Here is a 16,139-nt window from a genome sequence, read left to right on the forward strand (position 1 = left end):
ATGGATACTGGTGAAGTCTTTGCACTGCTCGACGATGCGCGCGCCACGCACGAAGCCCGTTCGCGGCTCTACCGCGGCCATGCCGGCACGCTGACCTGTGATGATGCCAGCGGCTGGCCGCCGCTGCTGGCGGCCCTGCAAACCGCGCTGCAGCAGGGTTTGTATGCGGTGCCGCTGCTGACGTACGAACTTGGCGCGCACCTGCAGAACCTGCCGGCGCGCGCCCTCGACGGACCGCTGGCGCAGGTGCTGCTGTTTTCGCACTGCGACCACCTGACGGGCGAGCAGGTCGCATCGTGGCTCGCCACGCGCAGCGCCGGCCCGGACCAGATTGCCGGCGTGGCCGGCATCACGGCCAATGTCGACGAATCCCAATTCGTCGAGGCCATCGGCCGCATCCGCGCACTCATTGAGGCGGGCGACACCTACCAGGTCAACTACACGTATCGCTTGCGCTTTGATGCCTTCGGCCCGCTCGTCGCCCTGTATACGCGCCTGCGTGCACGTCAGCCGGTACCGTATGGCGCGCTGGTGGCGCTGCCGGATGGCCGCGCGCTGCTGTCGTTCTCGCCCGAGCTGTTCGTGCGCCACGCCGATGGCGTCCTGCAGGCGCGACCGATGAAGGGCACGGCGCGCGCCAGCGGTGACGCCACCATCGATGCTGCGCGCGCGCACGACCTGGCGCAGGACACCAAGAACCGCGCCGAAAACCTGATGATCGTCGACCTGCTGCGCAATGACCTGGGCCGCGTGGCGGTCACGGGCAGCGTGCAGACACCCGTGCTGTTTGACGTGCAGCGCTACGGCGCCGTGCTGCAGATGACGTCCACGGTGCAGGCGCGCCTGAAGCCCGATGCGGCGCTGGTGGATGTGTTTGACGCGCTGTACCCGTGCGGCTCGATCACGGGCGCGCCCAAACGCCGCGCGATGGAAATCATTCACGACCTCGAACCGGATGCGCGCGGCGTCTATACCGGCGCGATCGGCTGGTTCGATCCGGCGCCACAAGGCCATGCGTTCGGCGACTTCTGCCTGTCGGTGCCGATTCGCACGCTGGCGCTGGCGGCACCAGAGAACGGCATACGGCGCGGCGAGCTGGGTGTCGGCGCCGGCATTGTCCACGACAGCGAAGCGCACGACGAATTCGCGGAGTGCCAGTTGAAAGCAGGCTTCCTGACCGGACTGCGCAACGATGTCACGATCTTCGAAACGCTGCGCACCTCACGCGAGCACGGTTGCGGGCACGTCGAACAGCACCTCGAGCGCTTGCGCGCATCGTGCCGCTATTTCGGTGTCCCGTTTGACCCCGGCGCCGCGCATGCCGCCCTGGACGCTGCCTGCCTGGCGCTGCCAACCGACAGCACTTACCGCATGCGCCTTGCCATCGATGCGGCCGGCGCGCTGACCATCACATCGGGCGTGCTGGCGCCGCTGCAGGAGCCGGTGCTGGTGGTGCTGGCCGACGAACCGACGACCAGTAGCGACATCTTCCTGCGTCACAAGACGAGCCGCCGCAGCCGCTACGACGCGGCCTGGCAGGCGGCCGAAGCGCGCGGCGCGTTCGATGCGCTGTTCTTCAACGAGCGCGGTGAATTGACGGAAGGTGGGCGCAGCAATGTGTTCGTGCGCATGGGGGATGCGTGGATCACGCCGCCGTTGGCCTGTGGCGTGCTGCCAGGCGTCATGCGGGGCGTGCTGCTGGCAGCGCCCGCATGGCATGCGCGCGAAGGCGTGATCACGCGCGCAATGCTCGAAGCGGCCGACGACATCGTCGTCTGCAACGCGCTGCGTGGGCCGCTGCGCGCCGTACTTCTTCAGAAGCGGTAACCGACACCCAGGCCGAACAGCATCGGATCGACTTTCAGGTGGCTGATATTGGCGCCACCGACAATCACGTCGCTGCGGATGTTCACGCGCTTGATGTCGGCGTTGAGTGACCAGTGCTCGTCCAGGCGGAAGTCGACGCCAGCCTGCAGCGCCAGCCCGACGCTGTCATTCTCCAGGTCAGCCGCGCCATCGAGCAGCTTGACGCTCGAGATACGCGTGTAGTTCACGCCCACGCCCACGTACGGATTGAACGTGGCGCCCGGTGCAAAGTGGTATTGCGCGCTGAGCGTCGGCGGCAAGTGCTTGAAGCTGCCAATCCTGGTGCCGGCCAGCGTCACATTGTGCTTCTGCGGATAGGTCAGGATCAGTTCCGCCGCGAAGTTCGGCGTGAAGAAGTAGCTGATATCCAGCTCGGGGATGGTCTTGTTGCTGACCTTGATCGTGTCTGCCGCGCCCACACCACCAACCGGGCTCGACTTGTTGTCCGGCTCCATCTGGATGGCGCGTGCACGCACCAGCCACGGCGATTCCTGGGCCAGCGCCTGTGCAGATGCCACGGCAATCAGGGCCACCACTACGGATTTCAACATCGTTGTCATTGGTTCTTACCTTTCGTTTTTAAATTACTGCCACGAAAGTAAGCTTATTGATGTGGACCCAAAAAAACGTTGATCCACATCAAAATGACCATGTTGCCTGTAAAGTTACAGCGCTTTCTCGATCTGACCGACCAGTTGCGGGTCTTCCGGCGTCACTTTGCTCGGGAAATACTCGAGCACTTTACCGTCGCGCCCGATCAGGTACTTGGTGAAGTTCCACTTCGGTTCCTTGCCCGTTGCCTTGATCAGCTGCGCGTGCAGCGGATTGGCGTCCGGTCCCTTGACCGACGTCTTGGCAAACATCGGGAACTTCACGCCGTAGGTGTTGTAGCAGAGGTCCGCAATTTCTTTGGCGTTGCCCGGTTCCTGCTGGCCGAAGTCGTTCGACGGGAAGCCCAGCACCACCAGGCCGCGACTGCCGTATTTGGCGTAGATCTTTTCCAGGCCCTCGTACTGCTTGGTAAAGCCGCAGTAGCTGGCCGTGTTGACCACCAGGACCACCTTGCCGCTGTACTGGCAGAGGTCTTGCGGCGCTTCGTCCTGCAGGCGCTTGAAGCTGTGCTTGAGCACTGCCGGACAGGCGGCCGGCGTTTTGTTCAATGCCGGCGTTGGTGCAGCAGGTGCAGCCTGCGCGCTGGCGGGCGGAATGACGCTGGCGGCGGCGCTGGCGGCGAGCAGCAGGGCAATGGTCTTGATCATGGCGTGGTATTGACGAGGTGGAAGTAGCAGCGATTGTAGCGCGGGCAGCGACGCCACGCGCCGCTTTTCAGGCACTTGCCTGAAGGCTGCGGTGCTCGATCTTGATGCAGTGGTTCATCACCACATCCAGGCCGGCGGCGCGTGCCAGATCGGCGGCAACCTGGTTCTCGATCTCGAGCTGCATCCACAGGCACCCTGCCCCCACGGCGATCGCATCGCGCGCGATCGGGCCGATGTCTTCCGACTTGCGGAAGCAATCGACGACGTCGATACGCTGGCCACTGTCTGCGAGCGAGGCGGCAGCGTCCTGCAGCGTGGCGAACACGGGCTCGCCGAGGATGGTCTCGCCGGCGTACTGGGGGTTCACTGGCAGGATGCGGTAGCCGTGCTGCTGCAGGTAGGCGCCCACTTCGTGGCTGGCCCGCTCCGGCTTGTTCGACAGGCCGACGATGGCGATGGTGGTGCTCTCTTCGAGAATCCGGGCAATGGTGCGCATGGTGGCTGGGCGTGAATGTCGTTGTGATGACGAGCAGCTTAGCAGGAGATGAAGGTCGGATCTCCGCGGCGATGTCAGCCGCGGCGTCGGCCTTCTGGTCAGTAGGACGTTTCCTGCCCTTCAATCTCCCGATCGGACAGGAAAGGATTGTCGAAACGCTTCTGCCCTTGCTCTGAAGACAGAAGTTGCGTCACCACGAGCTCGTGGATATAGACCGGCTTTTGCGGCGCCATGCGCTGGCCAAATTCCACGCCATTGTTGTAGCTGCGACGATCGACTACCCACGCACGTCGGGCACCGCTGGCGCAAGCGGCAACATCGGTGCCGACGCAGTACTTGATCCCATTGAACTCGACAAACTGCGTCTTGGGCAGCAGCGACAAGGTATTGGCAAGTTCAGGCCCGAGCTTGTCGGTCACCTTGCGCCACTGCTGATTGTCCGGCGGGCGCACTTCCAGTGGCAGGCCCCAATTGGCGCCTTCGGCAAAGAACAGCACGCCCCAATACACGCTCAGGTGCGGAATAATCACGACATCACCCGCGACGGCATGTTTTTTTACCTCGGCGGCGGCCGCTTCGTAGCTACCGAATGACAGCAGTTTGTCCGACCACGGAATGGTTACGGCCGCAAGCGCGACGATAAATGTCGCTGCAAAGGCGGCAGGCAGGCGGCGCGGTAGCGTCATGATGTGCGCAATACCGGCGCCCGCGCCCAGCGCCAGGAACGGCAGCAGGGCTGCCGAAAACGGTGGCGACTTGAAAATCGGTTTACCCAGGAACCCGATGACATACACGGCCAACAGCACGCCCACCGGGATAACCAGTACCGGCACGCGCCAGCGCTTGCTCTGCAGGGCAAAGTACAGGAGCGACAAAAACACCACGAAGCCAGCCCACATGAGTATGGTGCGATAGGGGCCTCCCCCATTGCCTGCAACAGTCTGCCCCAGGATCATCACGATGCTGTCCCACGAACTTGCCGGCAGTGGTTCGGTGCCGCGCATCAGCGCAGTACCGAGCAGCGGCAGAATCGTGATGCCGGCGACGACCTGCAGCAAGAACCAGTTCCTGAATGTCTTGCGTGGAGCGACCTTGAACTGCTCGATGGCGACCGCGAGGAAGATAAAGAAAACGAAGATGAATGCAATTGCGTGCACGTAGGCCGTGCAGATCCCGAGCAGCACCAGTGCCACGCCGCCCCAGCGCGATGGCTGCTGCAGGAAGCGGACATTCAAATACCAGAAACCCACCAGCATCGCCGGCATCAAACCGTACATGCGCAGGTTGGCAGCACCCCAGACCGTCGTCGGCAGTAACAGGAAGATCGCGGTCGCCCACAGCGCAGCGCTGGTGCCGCTGATCGCGCGCCCGACCCGGTACACGACCACGGCCGACAGCAGGGTCACGGCGAACGAATTTGCCAGCGCCCACCAGCTACTGCCGGGTGACAGCAGCATCCAGCCCTTCAGGACCAGAAAATAGAAGAAGGGATGGATATCGTTGCGCAGGATTTCAATGAAGAAGGACGGCAGCGGCTGGAAGGTATGGGTCAACGCAATCAGCTCGTCTTCCCACAGCGAGCCGCGCATGGCAAAGTAATGGATCATTGCCGCCAGGCCGACCAGGATCCCCATCAGCGGCAGGCTGTGCTGACGGATCTTGTCCATGACGGTCGGGGACGTCCGGGAGAGGGTGTCGTTCATTTTGGCGTATCGATCCGGAATGCAAATTTTCGGTAGCCAACGTAACTCGCACCCGCCTGCAGCACGGAGGCAATGGCGACCGCCAGCAATGGAGGACAGTCCTTCCATACCAGTAAAGAATAGATGGCATAGTTGGCGGCCGCAGCCGCCAGCGCAGTCGCCGCATAACGCAGGCCTTCGGCCAGCGATGTCTTTTCCTTGACCTGGAAAGTAAAGCTGCGGTTGGCAATCCAGGTCACCAGGGTGGCGACCACCATGGCGGGCGGGCGCGCATAAAACGGCGACACACCGCTCCAGACCAGTAGCGCGGTGCATCCGAGGTCGATCGCGAAACCGAGTCCTCCCACCACGAGAAAGCGCAGGATCACTCTTGCTCGCTCTGTTCGGTCTTGAAGCGCGGTACCTGCAGATATTGGATGCGCTTTTGCTCAAGACGGCCACGGGCGACGCTATCGAGAATCACGCCGCACATGAGCGACATCCCGCCAAGCAGCATCAACCCGGTTGCGAGAATGGCGGTCGGAAAGCGTGGCACCGTGCCGGTCTGCACATAGGTATCCAACAGCGGAATGGAAAGCACGACCGAGACCAGCATGAACAACAGGGCGATGCTCCCATAGAACTGCACGGGACGGACTTCCTTCAGCAGAAGCAGGAACGTCAGCAGGATCCGGATACCGTCGCGAATCGTGTTCAATTTACTGGTGCTACCCTCCTGGCGTTTGCCGTAGGCAGTCGGCATTTCGACGATTGGCATGCGGAGCTGCGAGGCATGAACCGACATTTCGGTTTCGATTTCAAAGCCTGCTGACACGGCTGGAAAGGTTTTGACGAATCGACGCGAGAATACCCGGTACCCCGAAAAGATATCGGTAAACAGGCGGCCAAACAAGCGCCGGTACAGGCCATTGAACAGGCGGTTACCGAAGCCATGACCGGCGCGGTGCGCATTTTCATAGACGTTTTCCCGGGTGCCAACCACCATATCGAGCTGCTCATCGATCAGGCGCGCAATCATCGCTGGTGCGCGATCGGCATCGTACGTGCCGTCGCCGTCGGCCATCAGATAAATGTCGGCATCGAGATCGGCGAACATGCGGCGCACCACATTGCCTTTGCCAGGCCAGGGTTCATGACGCACGAACGCACCTGCGGCGCGGGCTTCGCTGGCAGTGTTGTCGGTCGAACGGTTGTCGTAGACGTAGACGTGGGCGGTTGGCAGGATTTGCTGGAATTTCTTGACGACAGCGCGGATCGCAAGACCTTCGTTATAGCAAGGCAACACGACGGCAATCCTGAGATTGCCAAATGAGCGGGTCGCATGCGCGGACGACGTCGATCCAGGCAAATCTGTTGGTAAAGACTGATCGGTTGCCATCCCGGCGTTTGCGATATTCATTGGTAACCTGTACTGAAATAATAATAATTCGTCATGTTGATTGCGATCTGGAGTCTGCCAGTTTTTTGTTTTTATCGCAATCAATTTTGCTTTTAGTTATTTCAGAATGTTTAATTTTTGTTTTATCTTGCGCATGCTGGCAGCGTCGTGCAACAGGGGGCCGCCCTTTGTGGCCAGACGCCAACGATAAAAAAAGGCAGCCCGCAGGCTGCCTTTTTGTTGCCAAGCTTGTACTAAGCTCAACGGCCTTTCGAACGCAGACGCTGAATTGCCGCCAACTGCGCAATTGCTGCAGCCATTTCGGCCTGGGCTTTTGCGTAGTCGATCTTCGACTCTTGATTGAGCATCAGGTCTTCAGCCTGCTTCTTCGCGGACGTCGCCTTCGCTTCGTCCAGGTCGGCGCCGCGGATTGCGGTGTCGGCCAGCACGGTCACGCCGTTCGGCTGCACTTCGAGGATACCGCCAGCGACGAAGACGAACTCTTCACCACCACCGGCAACCTGGATGCGCACGGCGCCCGGGCGGATGCGCGTGATCAACGGGGTGTGCTTCGGGTAGATACCCAGCTCACCCGCTTCACCCGGCAACGCGACGAATTCGGCCTGGCCGGAGAAGATCTGCTCTTCGGCCGAGACGACGTCGACTTGAAATGTGTTTGCCATGTGTGTCTTTCAGTGGAAGAAAGCGACTTAACCAGCAGCCAGTTTCTTGGCTTTCTCGATAGCTTCCTCGATCGTGCCGACCATGTAGAACGCTTGCTCCGGCAGGTGATCCAGTTCGCCCGATGCGATCATCTTGAAGCCCTTGATCGTGTCTTTCAGCGAAACGTACTTGCCCGGCGCGCCGGTGAACACTTCAGCGACGTGGAATGGCTGCGACAGGAAACGCTGCATCTTGCGAGCGCGTGCCACGACCAGTTTGTCTTCCGGTGCCAGCTCGTCCATGCCCAGAATCGCGATGATGTCACGCAGTTCCTTGTAGCGCTGCAGGGTGTTCTGCACAGCGCGCGCGGTGGCGTAGTGCTCTTCACCGACGACGAGCGGGTCCAGCTGGCGCGAGGTCGAATCGAGTGGGTCGACTGCAGGGTAGATACCCAGCGAGGCGATGTCACGCGACAGAACGACGGTCGAATCCAGGTGAGCAAAGGTGGTTGCTGGCGATGGGTCGGTCAAGTCATCCGCAGGGACGTAGACGGCCTGGATCGACGTGATCGAACCGGTCTTGGTCGAGGTGATGCGCTCTTGCAGACGGCCCATCTCTTCGGCCAGCGTAGGCTGGTAGCCCACTGCCGATGGCATACGACCCAGCAGTGCCGACACTTCGGTACCGGCCAGGGTGTAACGGTAGATGTTGTCGACGAAGAACAGAACGTCCTTGCCTTCATCACGGAACGCTTCGGCCATGGTCAGACCGGTCAGCGCGACGCGCAGACGGTTGCCTGGTGGTTCGTTCATCTGACCGTAGACCATTGCCACTTTCGAGTTGGCAGGGTTTTCCAGGTCGACGACTTTTGCATCGGCCATCTCGTGGTAGAAGTCGTTACCTTCACGGGTACGCTCACCCACGCCGGCGAACACGGACAGACCCGAGTGTGCCTTGGCGATGTTGTTGATCAGTTCCATCATGTTGACGGTCTTGCCGACGCCGGCGCCGCCGAACAGGCCGACTTTACCGCCTTTGGCGAACGGGCAGACCAGATCGATGACCTTGATGCCGGTTTCCAGCAGGTCGGTCGATGGCGACAGTTCGTCGTAGGCTGGCGCGTCACGGTGGATCGACGCCATGCGCTCGTGGCTGACCGGACCGCATTCGTCGATCGGGTTGCCCAGCACGTCCATGATACGGCCCAGGGTCGGGGTGCCGACTGGGACCATGATTGGCTTGCCGGTGTTCTGGATCATCATGCCACGGCGCATGCCGTCCGAGCTGCCCAGAGCAATGGTACGGACCACGCCGTCGCCCAGCTGTTGCTGGACTTCCAGGGTCAGATCCGAGCCTTCCATTTTCAGTGCGTCGTACACTTTCGGCATGGCATTACGTGGGAATTCCACGTCAACCACTGCGCCGATACACTGAACGATTTTGCCATCAGCCATGTTCGTTCCTTCAGATATTTAGTTAAATTCTTTTTTGCTTTGATCGGTCGGGGACAGCATAGCGGGCCTAACCCGCTTGACGCCATCCCCACGGGCGGCGCTGTTAAACAGCTGCGGCGCCCGACACGATCTCGGAGAGTTCTTTGGTAATCGCCGCCTGGCGGGTCTTGTTGTAGACCAGCTTGAGGTCGCTGATGACACTGCCGGCGTTATCGCTCGCGGCCTTCATTGCGACCATGCGTGCCGATTGCTCGGACGCCAGGTTTTCTGCCACTGCCTGGTAGACCAGCGCTTCCACGTAACGCACCAGCAGTTCGTCGATGACGACCTGTGCTTCCGGTTCGTAGATGTAGTCCCAGCTGGTGGCGCCTGCATCGGCTTTCAGCGAATTGGCTGACAGCGGAAGCAGTTGCTCGACCACGGTTTCCTGTTTCATCGTGTTGATGAACTTGGTGTAACACAGGTAGACAGCATCGAGCTTGCCTTCCTGGTACGCGTCCAGCATCACTTTGACCGGTCCGATCAGCTTGTCCAGTTGCGGTGCATCGCCCAGCTGGGTGGCTTGCGACACCAGCTTCATGCCGACACGGTTCAGGAAGCTCAGGCCCTTGTTGCCAATGGCAACTGCCTCGACGCGGTTGCCCGCCTGTTCCTGTTCGCGCGCCTTGACGGTTACCTGACGCAGGATGTTGGTGTTCATGCCGCCGCACAGACCCTTGTCGGTCGTGACAACGATGAAACCAACTGCCTTTGCCTGCACGTCCTTGGCTTGCGCCATGAATGCGTGCGTGTACTCCGGGTTTGCAGTGGCCAGATTGGCGGTGATGTTACGAACCTTGTCACTGTAGGGACGGGCGGCGCGCATACGTTCCTGCGCCTTGCGCATTTTCGATGCGGCGACCATTTCCATCGCCTTGGTGATCTTCTTCGTATTTTCTACGCTCTTGATCTTGCCACGAATCTCTTTGCCTGCTGCCATGAGTCCTTACTCCTTCCAGGCACCGGCATCGCCATGGGGCGACGCCGGCCCACAGATTAATATGCGCCGGATTTCTTGAAATCAGCAACGGCCGCGGCCAGTGCTGCTTCGCCGTCTTTGTCCAGTTGCTTGGTTTCGTCAATCTTCGCCAGCAGCGCTGCATGGCCCGACTTCAGGAAGGCATGCAGGCCGTGCTCGAATGGCAGCACTTTCTTGACTTCGATATCGTCCAGGTAGCCCTTGTTGACGGCGAACAGCGATGCGGCCATCAGCGAGGTCGACAGTGGCGAGAACTGTGGCTGCTTGAGCAGTTCGGTCACGCGCGCACCGCGGTCCAGCTGCTTGCGGGTCGATTCGTCCAGATCCGATGCGAACTGCGCGAACGCAGCCAGTTCACGGTACTGGGCCAGGTCGGTACGAATACCGCCGGACAGGTTCTTGATGACTTTGGTCTGAGCAGCACCACCGACGCGCGACACCGAGATACCGGCGTTGATCGCAGGACGGACACCGGCGTTGAACAGCGACGTTTCCAGGAAGATCTGGCCGTCAGTAATCGAGATCACGTTGGTCGGCACGAATGCCGAGACGTCGCCAGCTTGCGTTTCGATGATCGGCAGTGCGGTCAGCGAACCGGTCTTGCCGGTCACGGCGCCGTTGGTGAACTTCGACACGTAATCGGCGTTCACGCGTGCTGCGCGCTCGAGCAGGCGGCTGTGGAGGTAGAACACGTCGCCTGGGTACGCTTCGCGGCCTGGTGGACGGCGCAGCAGCAGCGAGATCTGGCGGTAGGCAACTGCCTGCTTCGACAGATCGTCGTATACGATCAGTGCGTCTTCGCCGCGGTCGCGGAAGTATTCGCCCATCGCACAGCCCGAGTAGGCCGAGATGTATTGCATGGCGGCCGATTCCGACGCCGATGCAGCAACAACGATGGTGTACTCCATCGCGCCGTGCGTTTCCAGCGAGCGCACGATGTTCTTGATGGTCGATGCTTTCTGACCGATCGCGACGTACACGCAGGTCACGCCCTGACCTTTTTGGTTGATGATCGCGTCGACTGCAACAGCCGATTTACCGGTCTGGCGGTCACCAATGATCAGCTCACGCTGGCCACGGCCGATCGGCACCATCGCGTCGATCGATTTGATACCGGTCTGCATTGGCTGCGAGACCGATTCACGCGCGATAACGCCTGGCGCAATCTTTTCGATTGGCGAGGTCAGCTTGGCGTTGACAGGACCTTTGCCGTCGATCGGCTGGCCCAGTGCATTGACGACGCGGCCGCACAGTTCAGGACCGATCGGCACTTCCAGAATACGGCCGGTGGTCTTGACGATGTCGCCTTCCGAGATGTGCTCGTAAGCACCCAGGATGACCGAGCCGACCGAGTCGCGCTCGAGGTTCATGGCCAGGCCGAAGGTGTTGCCTGGGAATTCCAGCATCTCGCCCTGCATCACGTCCGACAGACCATGGATGCGGCAGATACCGTCGGCGACCGAGATCACCGTGCCTTGATTGCGAACGTCAGCCGAACTTTCGAGGCCCTGGATCCGGCTCTTGATCAGTTCGCTGATTTCAGATGGGTTAAGTTGCATGCTTGCTAACTCCAATTATAGTTTCTTGATGCGTAGGGCAAGGGCGGGAACGCCGGCGCGTGCCAGTCGATACGTCGTATTTAGTTGGCCAGCGCAACGTGCATCCGTTGCAGCTTGGCGCGAACCGAGGTATCGAGCACTTCGTCACCGACGACCACGCGCACACCACCGATCAGCGATGGATCCACTGTTACCGTTGGGTTGAGCTTGCGGCCAAATTTCTTTTCCAGCGTGGCGACCAGCTGCGCCAGCTGGTCGGCCGAGATCTCGAACGCGCTATGGATCATCGCATCGGCAGCGCCCTCGTTCGCGTTTTTCAGGAGCGCAAACTGGGTGCTGATCTCGGGCAGCAGGTTGATGCGGCCGTTCTGGGCCAGCATCGCGATAAAGTTCTTCGCTTCAGCATTCAGCGGCGACTTGACCAGGGACGCAATCGTGTCCGCCAGTTGTGCGTGCGTGACGATCGGGTTGCTGGCGAAGGTCTGCACGTCGGCACTGGCGCCAATCTGGCCCAGTTCCGACGCGATGGCCGAGTACGTGTTCATGTCGCCGGTTTGGGCGACACGGAACAGCGCTTCGGCGTAGGGGCGGGCGACGGTTGCGAGTTCTGCCATGATCAGAGCTCGGTCGACAGTTGCGACAGCAGGTCGGCGTGGGCCGCTGCGTTCACTTCACGCTTCAGGATCTGCTCGGCGCCGGCGACCGCAAGGGCGGCAACCTGGCCACGCAGTGCTTCGCGTGCGCTGTTGACTTGCTGCTCGGCGTCAGCCTTGGCGGCGGCAACGATACGCGCGCCTTCGTCGGCGGCAGTACGCTTGGCTTCTTCGATAATCACAGCAGCGCGCTTTTCAGCGTCGTTGATGCGTTTCTGGACTTCGTCACGGGCGCCAGCCAGTTCGGTCTGGACACGCTTTTCAGCAGCAGCCAGATCGGCCTTGCCACGGTCTGCAGCAGCCAGGCCACTTGCAATCTTCGCGGCGCGCTCATCGAGCGCCTTCATCAGTGGCGGCCACACGAATTTCATCGTGAACATCGCCAGGATAAAGAAGACCACGAACTGGACAAACAACGTTGAGTTGATGTTCACGGTTTTTTCCTTCTTACAGAAACACGGATGCCGAACCAGAACTGGTTCGGCCCTTCAAGACAGCGAGAAGCGCGTCTTAGACTGGAACGAACGGGTTAGCGAACGCGAACAGCATGGCGATACCAACACCGATCAGGAACGCAGCGTCGATCAGACCAGCCAGCAGGAACATCTTGGTCTGCAGGGTGTTCATCAGTTCTGGCTGACGTGCGCTGGCTTCCAGGTACTTACCGCCCATGATTGCGATACCGATACAAGCACCGATAGCGCCCAGGCCGATGATCAAACCGCAAGCCAGTGCAACAAAAGAAAGGTCAGTCATGTGTAACTCCAAAAGTTAAATTGAAAACTAGATTAAAAACTACAACTTCTTTACAACCACTATCTGTTTCGATGCTTGCGGCGCCGATCAGTGGCCTTCGTGGGCCTGACCGAGGTATACCAGCGTCAGCATCATGAAGATGAATGCCTGCAGGAATACGATCAGGATGTGGAAGATCGCCCAGATGGAACCAGCAATGATGTGGCCAACGACACCGAATGCGGTAGCCGATGCACCCAGCAGTGCGATCAAGAGGAACAGCAGCTCACCGGCAAACATGTTGCCGAACAGTCGCATACCGAGCGACACCATTTTTGCTGCATATTCGATGATATTCAGAAGCAGGTTGAACGGCGCCATCCAGATGCCGAACGGTGCTGCCAGCAGTTCGTGGATCCAGCCGCCAAAGCCCTTGATCTTGATGCCGTAGTAAATCATCAGGACCAGCACGCCCAGCGAGATGCCGATGGTGCCGTTGATGTCGGCGGTCGGGACCACACGGTGGTACGGGAACAGATGCTCGACGCCCAGGGCGGCAAATGCCGACGAGAACATGTCGACTGGCAGGAAGTCCAGGCAGTTCATCAGGGCGACCCAGACGAACACGGTCAGTGCGGCTGGCGCGATGAAGCTGCGGTCACCGTGCACGATCGACTTGGCTTGATCGTCAACCATTTCAAACAGCATCTCGACGGCAGCCTGGAAGCGGCCCGGCACGCCGGCGGTGGCCTTGCGCGCAGCGCTCCACAGGATCAGCGAACCGACGATGCCCATGGCGATCGACCAGAACACGGTGTCCATGTTGATCACGGAAAAGTCGACCGGGCCATTCTGGTGGCCAGTCGACAGGTGGCCGAGGTGGTGCCGGATATATTCTGATGCGGTGGGCGCGTGGGCTGCGCCGTCTACGGTTGGAGTCGCCATGTCATTGCCTAAATAATAAGAATATGTAACTTTTCAGCGCCACGATGATTCCGGCGACCAATGCCAGCCAGTTCAGATCGCGGTACAGCCACGCCGTCGCGCCCAGGAGCGCCAGCGTCAATGCAATCTTTATAAATTCCCATATGAAAAATGTCGCAGGGTTCGCCGTGCCACTTGCTGATGCGGCAAACAGGCGCACTGCCATGATTCCGTTGGGCACGACGCAACTCAAACCGCCAAGTACCGCAGAAAACGCCGCAGGCCATCCCCCCAGTAATCCGGCGATGACGCCGACGAGAACTGTTGCAATCAACTGCAGGGAAACGATGCGCAGCATATTTTTATAGGTCTTCGCGCTGGCGCAGTGGACGTGCTACGTGGTGGTAATTACATGAATCGCCGGAATTATAAGTGGTTATACGGATGTGAGTCAAACGATTCCCTACTTATAACTGCTCTGTAAAGATGACGGAAATGTGACACGTTGCTGGTGGATAGGGCATTATTTTCAACAACTTAACGCCAGATGGTGTAGGCAGTGGGTGTCACATTGCAGGGCAGTCCGGTCACCGGCCACCCTGCCTGCAGCCCGCTCGCGCTCAAGCGCGCAGCCGCGCCAGTACCCCTTCCAGGATGTCAAGGTCGGCGAAATCGATGATCATCTGGCCCCTGCCCTTCGGGCCCATCTTGAACACGACGGGGGTGGCCAGCTTGTCCGACAGCTCTTCTTCGAGCCGCACGATGTCGCCCGACTTGTCTTTCGCACGAGCGGCTTGCGCCGGCGCGTTGTGTTCGTCGAGCGCGCGCGTGACGAGTTTTTCCGTTTCGCGCACCGACAGCCGTTTGGCGATCACCTGATTGGCCAGCGTGATCTGGTGCGCGCTGTCGACCGCCAGCAAGGCACGAGCATGACCCATGTCGATGTCGCCGGCCATCAGCATCGTCTGCACCGGTTGCGCCAGGTTGATCAGGCGCAGCAGGTTCGAGACCGCGCTACGCGAGCGGCCCACGGCGCCTGCTGCCTGTTCGTGCGTGAAATTGAAATCCGAAATCAAACGGTTGATACCCTGCGCTTCTTCGAGCGGGTTCAGGTCTTCACGCTGGATGTTCTCGATCAGCGCCATCGCGGCCGCAGCCTGGTCGTCGACGTCGCGCACCAGCACCGGGATTTCATCCAGCCCCGCCATCTGCGCCGCGCGGAAGCGCCGTTCGCCGGCGATGATCTCATATGGCGTGCTGCTACCCGGCGGCAACGGGCGCACCAGCACCGGTTGCATGATGCCCTGGGTCTTGATCGATGCGGCCAGCTCCGACAGGCTCACTTCATCCATGCGCGTACGGGGCTGGTACTTGCCGGCCTGGATCTGGGTCACGGCGAGCACGGACGGCGTGTTCGGCACGGCCGGTGCGGCGTCCAGGTCGCCGCCGAGCAGGGCGTCGAGGCCGCGGCCCAGTCCCTTGAGTTTTTTGGTTGCCATCTCTTTGTCAGCTTTTTGATTGATTACATGCTCTTGATGCGCTCGACCATTTCGGCGCCGAAGGCGATGTATGCCTGCGCGCCTTTCGAGGACGGATCGAACGTCACGCCGGGGATGCCGTACGACGGCGCCTCGGCCAGCCGCACATTGCGCGGGATGATCGTCTTGAAGACCTTGTCGCCGAAATGCTGCTCGAGCTGGCCCGAGACCTGCTGTGACAGCGTCATGCGCGGATCGAACATCACGCGCAGCAGACCGATGATCTTCAGGTCGGTGTTCAGGTTGGCGTGCACCTTCTTGATCGTGTTGACCAGGTCGGACAAGCCTTCGAGCGCATAGTATTCACACTGCATCGGGATGATCACGCCGTCAGCGGCGCACAGACCGTTCAAGGTCAGCAGCGACAGCGCGGGCGGACAGTCGACCAGGATGAAGTCGTAGTCATCGGCCACTGCGGCCAGTGCTTCCTTCAGGCGCCGCTCGCGGTTCTCGAGCGCGACCATCTCGACTTCGGCGCCGGCCAGCTCGCGGTTGGCAGGCAGCACATCGAAGCGCCCTGCTTCCGAGCGCACGCGCGCCGTGGCCACATCGGATTCGCCCAGCAGCACCTGATAGATCGACGCGGCCAGCTCGGCCTTGTTGATACCGGCGCCCATCGTGGCATTGCCCTGCGGGTCGAGGTCGACCAGCAGCACGCGCTGGTCCAGTTTGGCCAGGCCTGCGGACAGGTTGACGCTGGTGGTGGTCTTGCCTACTCCACCCTTCTGGTTCGCAACGCAAAAAATCTTCGCCATCTTTTCCTTTCCTGGATGCGACTACAAGGCATCATATCGTTCATTCCGTAAAACCGTTTCATTGGTTTATATGAGTTAAACGATATAAACTGTTTATACGGTTAATACAGATAGTACGGTTAGTACAGTTCGTATGAT

18 protein-coding genes are annotated in these 16,139 nt (G+C 60.3%); 1 reads left to right on the forward strand and 17 read right to left on the reverse strand.

The window, feature by feature from the left end; genetic code table 11:
* Positions 1 to 1,827: a chorismate-binding protein gene (locus tag HD842_RS12445; RefSeq protein ID WP_183554833.1), complete on the forward strand. Its 1,827-nt coding sequence runs from the start codon at positions 1 to 3 to the stop codon at positions 1,825 to 1,827.
* Here HD842_RS12445 and HD842_RS12450 read toward each other — a convergent pair.
* The 17 genes from HD842_RS12450 to HD842_RS12530 form a co-directional block, all read right to left on the reverse strand.
* Positions 1,815 to 2,426 (reverse strand): OmpW/AlkL family protein, encoded by a 612-nt coding sequence (locus tag HD842_RS12450; protein WP_183554835.1) that lies wholly within the window; start codon positions 2,424 to 2,426, stop codon positions 1,815 to 1,817. The genes HD842_RS12445 and HD842_RS12450 overlap by 13 nt on opposite strands.
* A 105-nt stretch (positions 2,427 to 2,531) precedes the next feature.
* The gene (locus HD842_RS12455) at positions 2,532 to 3,125 is read right to left on the reverse strand and encodes a glutathione peroxidase (RefSeq protein WP_183554837.1); all 594 of its coding nucleotides are present in this window, start codon (positions 3,123 to 3,125) and stop codon (positions 2,532 to 2,534) included.
* Between the two features lie 67 nt (positions 3,126 to 3,192).
* Positions 3,193 to 3,621, reverse strand: a complete 429-nt coding sequence (locus HD842_RS12460) for a CoA-binding protein (RefSeq protein ID WP_183554839.1) — start codon at positions 3,619 to 3,621, stop codon at positions 3,193 to 3,195.
* A 98-nt stretch (positions 3,622 to 3,719) separates the two neighbouring features.
* On the reverse strand, positions 3,720 to 5,324 hold the full coding sequence (locus HD842_RS12465; protein WP_183554841.1) for a glycosyltransferase family 39 protein: 1,605 nt from the start codon (positions 5,322 to 5,324) through the stop codon (positions 3,720 to 3,722).
* On the reverse strand, positions 5,321 to 5,692 hold the full coding sequence (locus HD842_RS12470) for a GtrA family protein (RefSeq protein WP_183554843.1): 372 nt from the start codon (positions 5,690 to 5,692) through the stop codon (positions 5,321 to 5,323). The genes HD842_RS12465 and HD842_RS12470 overlap by 4 nt, the downstream gene beginning before the upstream one ends.
* Positions 5,689 to 6,723: a glycosyltransferase gene (locus tag HD842_RS12475; RefSeq protein WP_229424737.1), complete on the reverse strand. Its 1,035-nt coding sequence runs from the start codon at positions 6,721 to 6,723 to the stop codon at positions 5,689 to 5,691. Before HD842_RS12475 ends, HD842_RS12470 begins: the two co-directional genes overlap by 4 nt.
* Positions 6,724 to 6,962: 239 nt before the next feature.
* On the reverse strand, positions 6,963 to 7,385 hold the full coding sequence (locus HD842_RS12480) for a F0F1 ATP synthase subunit epsilon (RefSeq protein ID WP_183554845.1): 423 nt from the start codon (positions 7,383 to 7,385) through the stop codon (positions 6,963 to 6,965).
* Positions 7,386 to 7,412: 27 nt separating this feature from the next.
* A complete protein-coding gene (gene atpD, locus HD842_RS12485) occupies positions 7,413 to 8,819 on the reverse strand; it encodes a F0F1 ATP synthase subunit beta (RefSeq protein WP_183554847.1) in 1,407 nt (468 codons plus the stop codon).
* Between the two features lie 103 nt (positions 8,820 to 8,922).
* Complete coding sequence (gene atpG / locus HD842_RS12490; protein ID WP_183554849.1) at positions 8,923 to 9,798, reverse strand: F0F1 ATP synthase subunit gamma; 876 nt, start codon at positions 9,796 to 9,798, stop codon at positions 8,923 to 8,925.
* Between the two features lie 56 nt (positions 9,799 to 9,854).
* Positions 9,855 to 11,396: a F0F1 ATP synthase subunit alpha gene (atpA, locus tag HD842_RS12495; RefSeq protein WP_183554851.1), complete on the reverse strand. Its 1,542-nt coding sequence runs from the start codon at positions 11,394 to 11,396 to the stop codon at positions 9,855 to 9,857.
* Between the two features lie 80 nt (positions 11,397 to 11,476).
* Entirely contained in the window at positions 11,477 to 12,010 is a 534-nt protein-coding gene (locus HD842_RS12500) for a F0F1 ATP synthase subunit delta (protein ID WP_183554853.1), read from the reverse strand.
* Between the two features lie 2 nt (positions 12,011 to 12,012).
* On the reverse strand, positions 12,013 to 12,483 hold the full coding sequence (locus tag HD842_RS12505; protein WP_183554855.1) for a F0F1 ATP synthase subunit B: 471 nt from the start codon (positions 12,481 to 12,483) through the stop codon (positions 12,013 to 12,015).
* A 76-nt stretch (positions 12,484 to 12,559) separates the two neighbouring features.
* The gene (gene atpE / locus HD842_RS12510) at positions 12,560 to 12,805 is read right to left on the reverse strand and encodes a F0F1 ATP synthase subunit C (protein ID WP_183554857.1); all 246 of its coding nucleotides are present in this window, start codon (positions 12,803 to 12,805) and stop codon (positions 12,560 to 12,562) included.
* Between the two features lie 87 nt (positions 12,806 to 12,892).
* On the reverse strand, positions 12,893 to 13,729 hold the full coding sequence (gene atpB / locus HD842_RS12515) for a F0F1 ATP synthase subunit A (RefSeq protein ID WP_183554859.1): 837 nt from the start codon (positions 13,727 to 13,729) through the stop codon (positions 12,893 to 12,895).
* A 1-nt stretch (position 13,730) separates the two neighbouring features.
* A complete protein-coding gene (locus HD842_RS12520) occupies positions 13,731 to 14,066 on the reverse strand; it encodes an ATP synthase subunit I (RefSeq protein ID WP_183554861.1) in 336 nt (111 codons plus the stop codon).
* Between the two features lie 262 nt (positions 14,067 to 14,328).
* Positions 14,329 to 15,207 (reverse strand): ParB/RepB/Spo0J family partition protein, encoded by an 879-nt coding sequence (locus HD842_RS12525; RefSeq protein WP_183554863.1) that lies wholly within the window; start codon positions 15,205 to 15,207, stop codon positions 14,329 to 14,331.
* A 23-nt stretch (positions 15,208 to 15,230) separates the two neighbouring features.
* A complete protein-coding gene (locus HD842_RS12530) occupies positions 15,231 to 16,001 on the reverse strand; it encodes a ParA family protein (protein WP_183554864.1) in 771 nt (256 codons plus the stop codon).
* Positions 16,002 to 16,139: the final 138 nt, after the last annotated feature.

Origin of the sequence: Massilia aurea, from assembly GCF_014200505.1 — a bacterium.
In the GTDB taxonomy this organism is placed as follows: Bacteria; Pseudomonadota; Gammaproteobacteria; order Burkholderiales; family Burkholderiaceae_D; genus Telluria; species Telluria aurea_B.

Bases quoted from the DNA above. Each gene is read 5' to 3' on its own strand.
- HD842_RS12445 (WP_183554833.1), top strand. From the start codon at position 1: ATGGATACTGGTGAAGTCTTTGCACTGCTCGACGATGCGCGCGCCACG.
- HD842_RS12450 (WP_183554835.1), bottom strand. From the start codon at position 2,426: ATGACAACGATGTTGAAATCCGTAGTGGTGGCCCTGATTGCCGTGGCA.
- HD842_RS12455 (WP_183554837.1), bottom strand. From the start codon at position 3,125: ATGATCAAGACCATTGCCCTGCTGCTCGCCGCCAGCGCCGCCGCCAGC.
- HD842_RS12460 (WP_183554839.1), bottom strand. From the start codon at position 3,621: ATGCGCACCATTGCCCGGATTCTCGAAGAGAGCACCACCATCGCCATC.
- HD842_RS12465 (WP_183554841.1), bottom strand. From the start codon at position 5,324: ATGAACGACACCCTCTCCCGGACGTCCCCGACCGTCATGGACAAGATC.
- HD842_RS12475 (WP_229424737.1), bottom strand. From the start codon at position 6,723: ATGAATATCGCAAACGCCGGGATGGCAACCGATCAGTCTTTACCAACA.
- HD842_RS12480 (WP_183554845.1), bottom strand. From the start codon at position 7,385: ATGGCAAACACATTTCAAGTCGACGTCGTCTCGGCCGAAGAGCAGATC.
- atpD (WP_183554847.1), bottom strand. From the start codon at position 8,819: ATGGCTGATGGCAAAATCGTTCAGTGTATCGGCGCAGTGGTTGACGTG.
- atpG (WP_183554849.1), bottom strand. From the start codon at position 9,798: ATGGCAGCAGGCAAAGAGATTCGTGGCAAGATCAAGAGCGTAGAAAAT.
- atpA (WP_183554851.1), bottom strand. From the start codon at position 11,396: ATGCAACTTAACCCATCTGAAATCAGCGAACTGATCAAGAGCCGGATC.
- HD842_RS12500 (WP_183554853.1), bottom strand. From the start codon at position 12,010: ATGGCAGAACTCGCAACCGTCGCCCGCCCCTACGCCGAAGCGCTGTTC.
- atpE (WP_183554857.1), bottom strand. From the start codon at position 12,805: ATGACTGACCTTTCTTTTGTTGCACTGGCTTGCGGTTTGATCATCGGC.
- atpB (WP_183554859.1), bottom strand. From the start codon at position 13,729: ATGGCGACTCCAACCGTAGACGGCGCAGCCCACGCGCCCACCGCATCA.
- HD842_RS12520 (WP_183554861.1), bottom strand. From the start codon at position 14,066: ATGCTGCGCATCGTTTCCCTGCAGTTGATTGCAACAGTTCTCGTCGGC.
- HD842_RS12525 (WP_183554863.1), bottom strand. From the start codon at position 15,207: ATGGCAACCAAAAAACTCAAGGGACTGGGCCGCGGCCTCGACGCCCTG.
- HD842_RS12530 (WP_183554864.1), bottom strand. From the start codon at position 16,001: ATGGCGAAGATTTTTTGCGTTGCGAACCAGAAGGGTGGAGTAGGCAAG.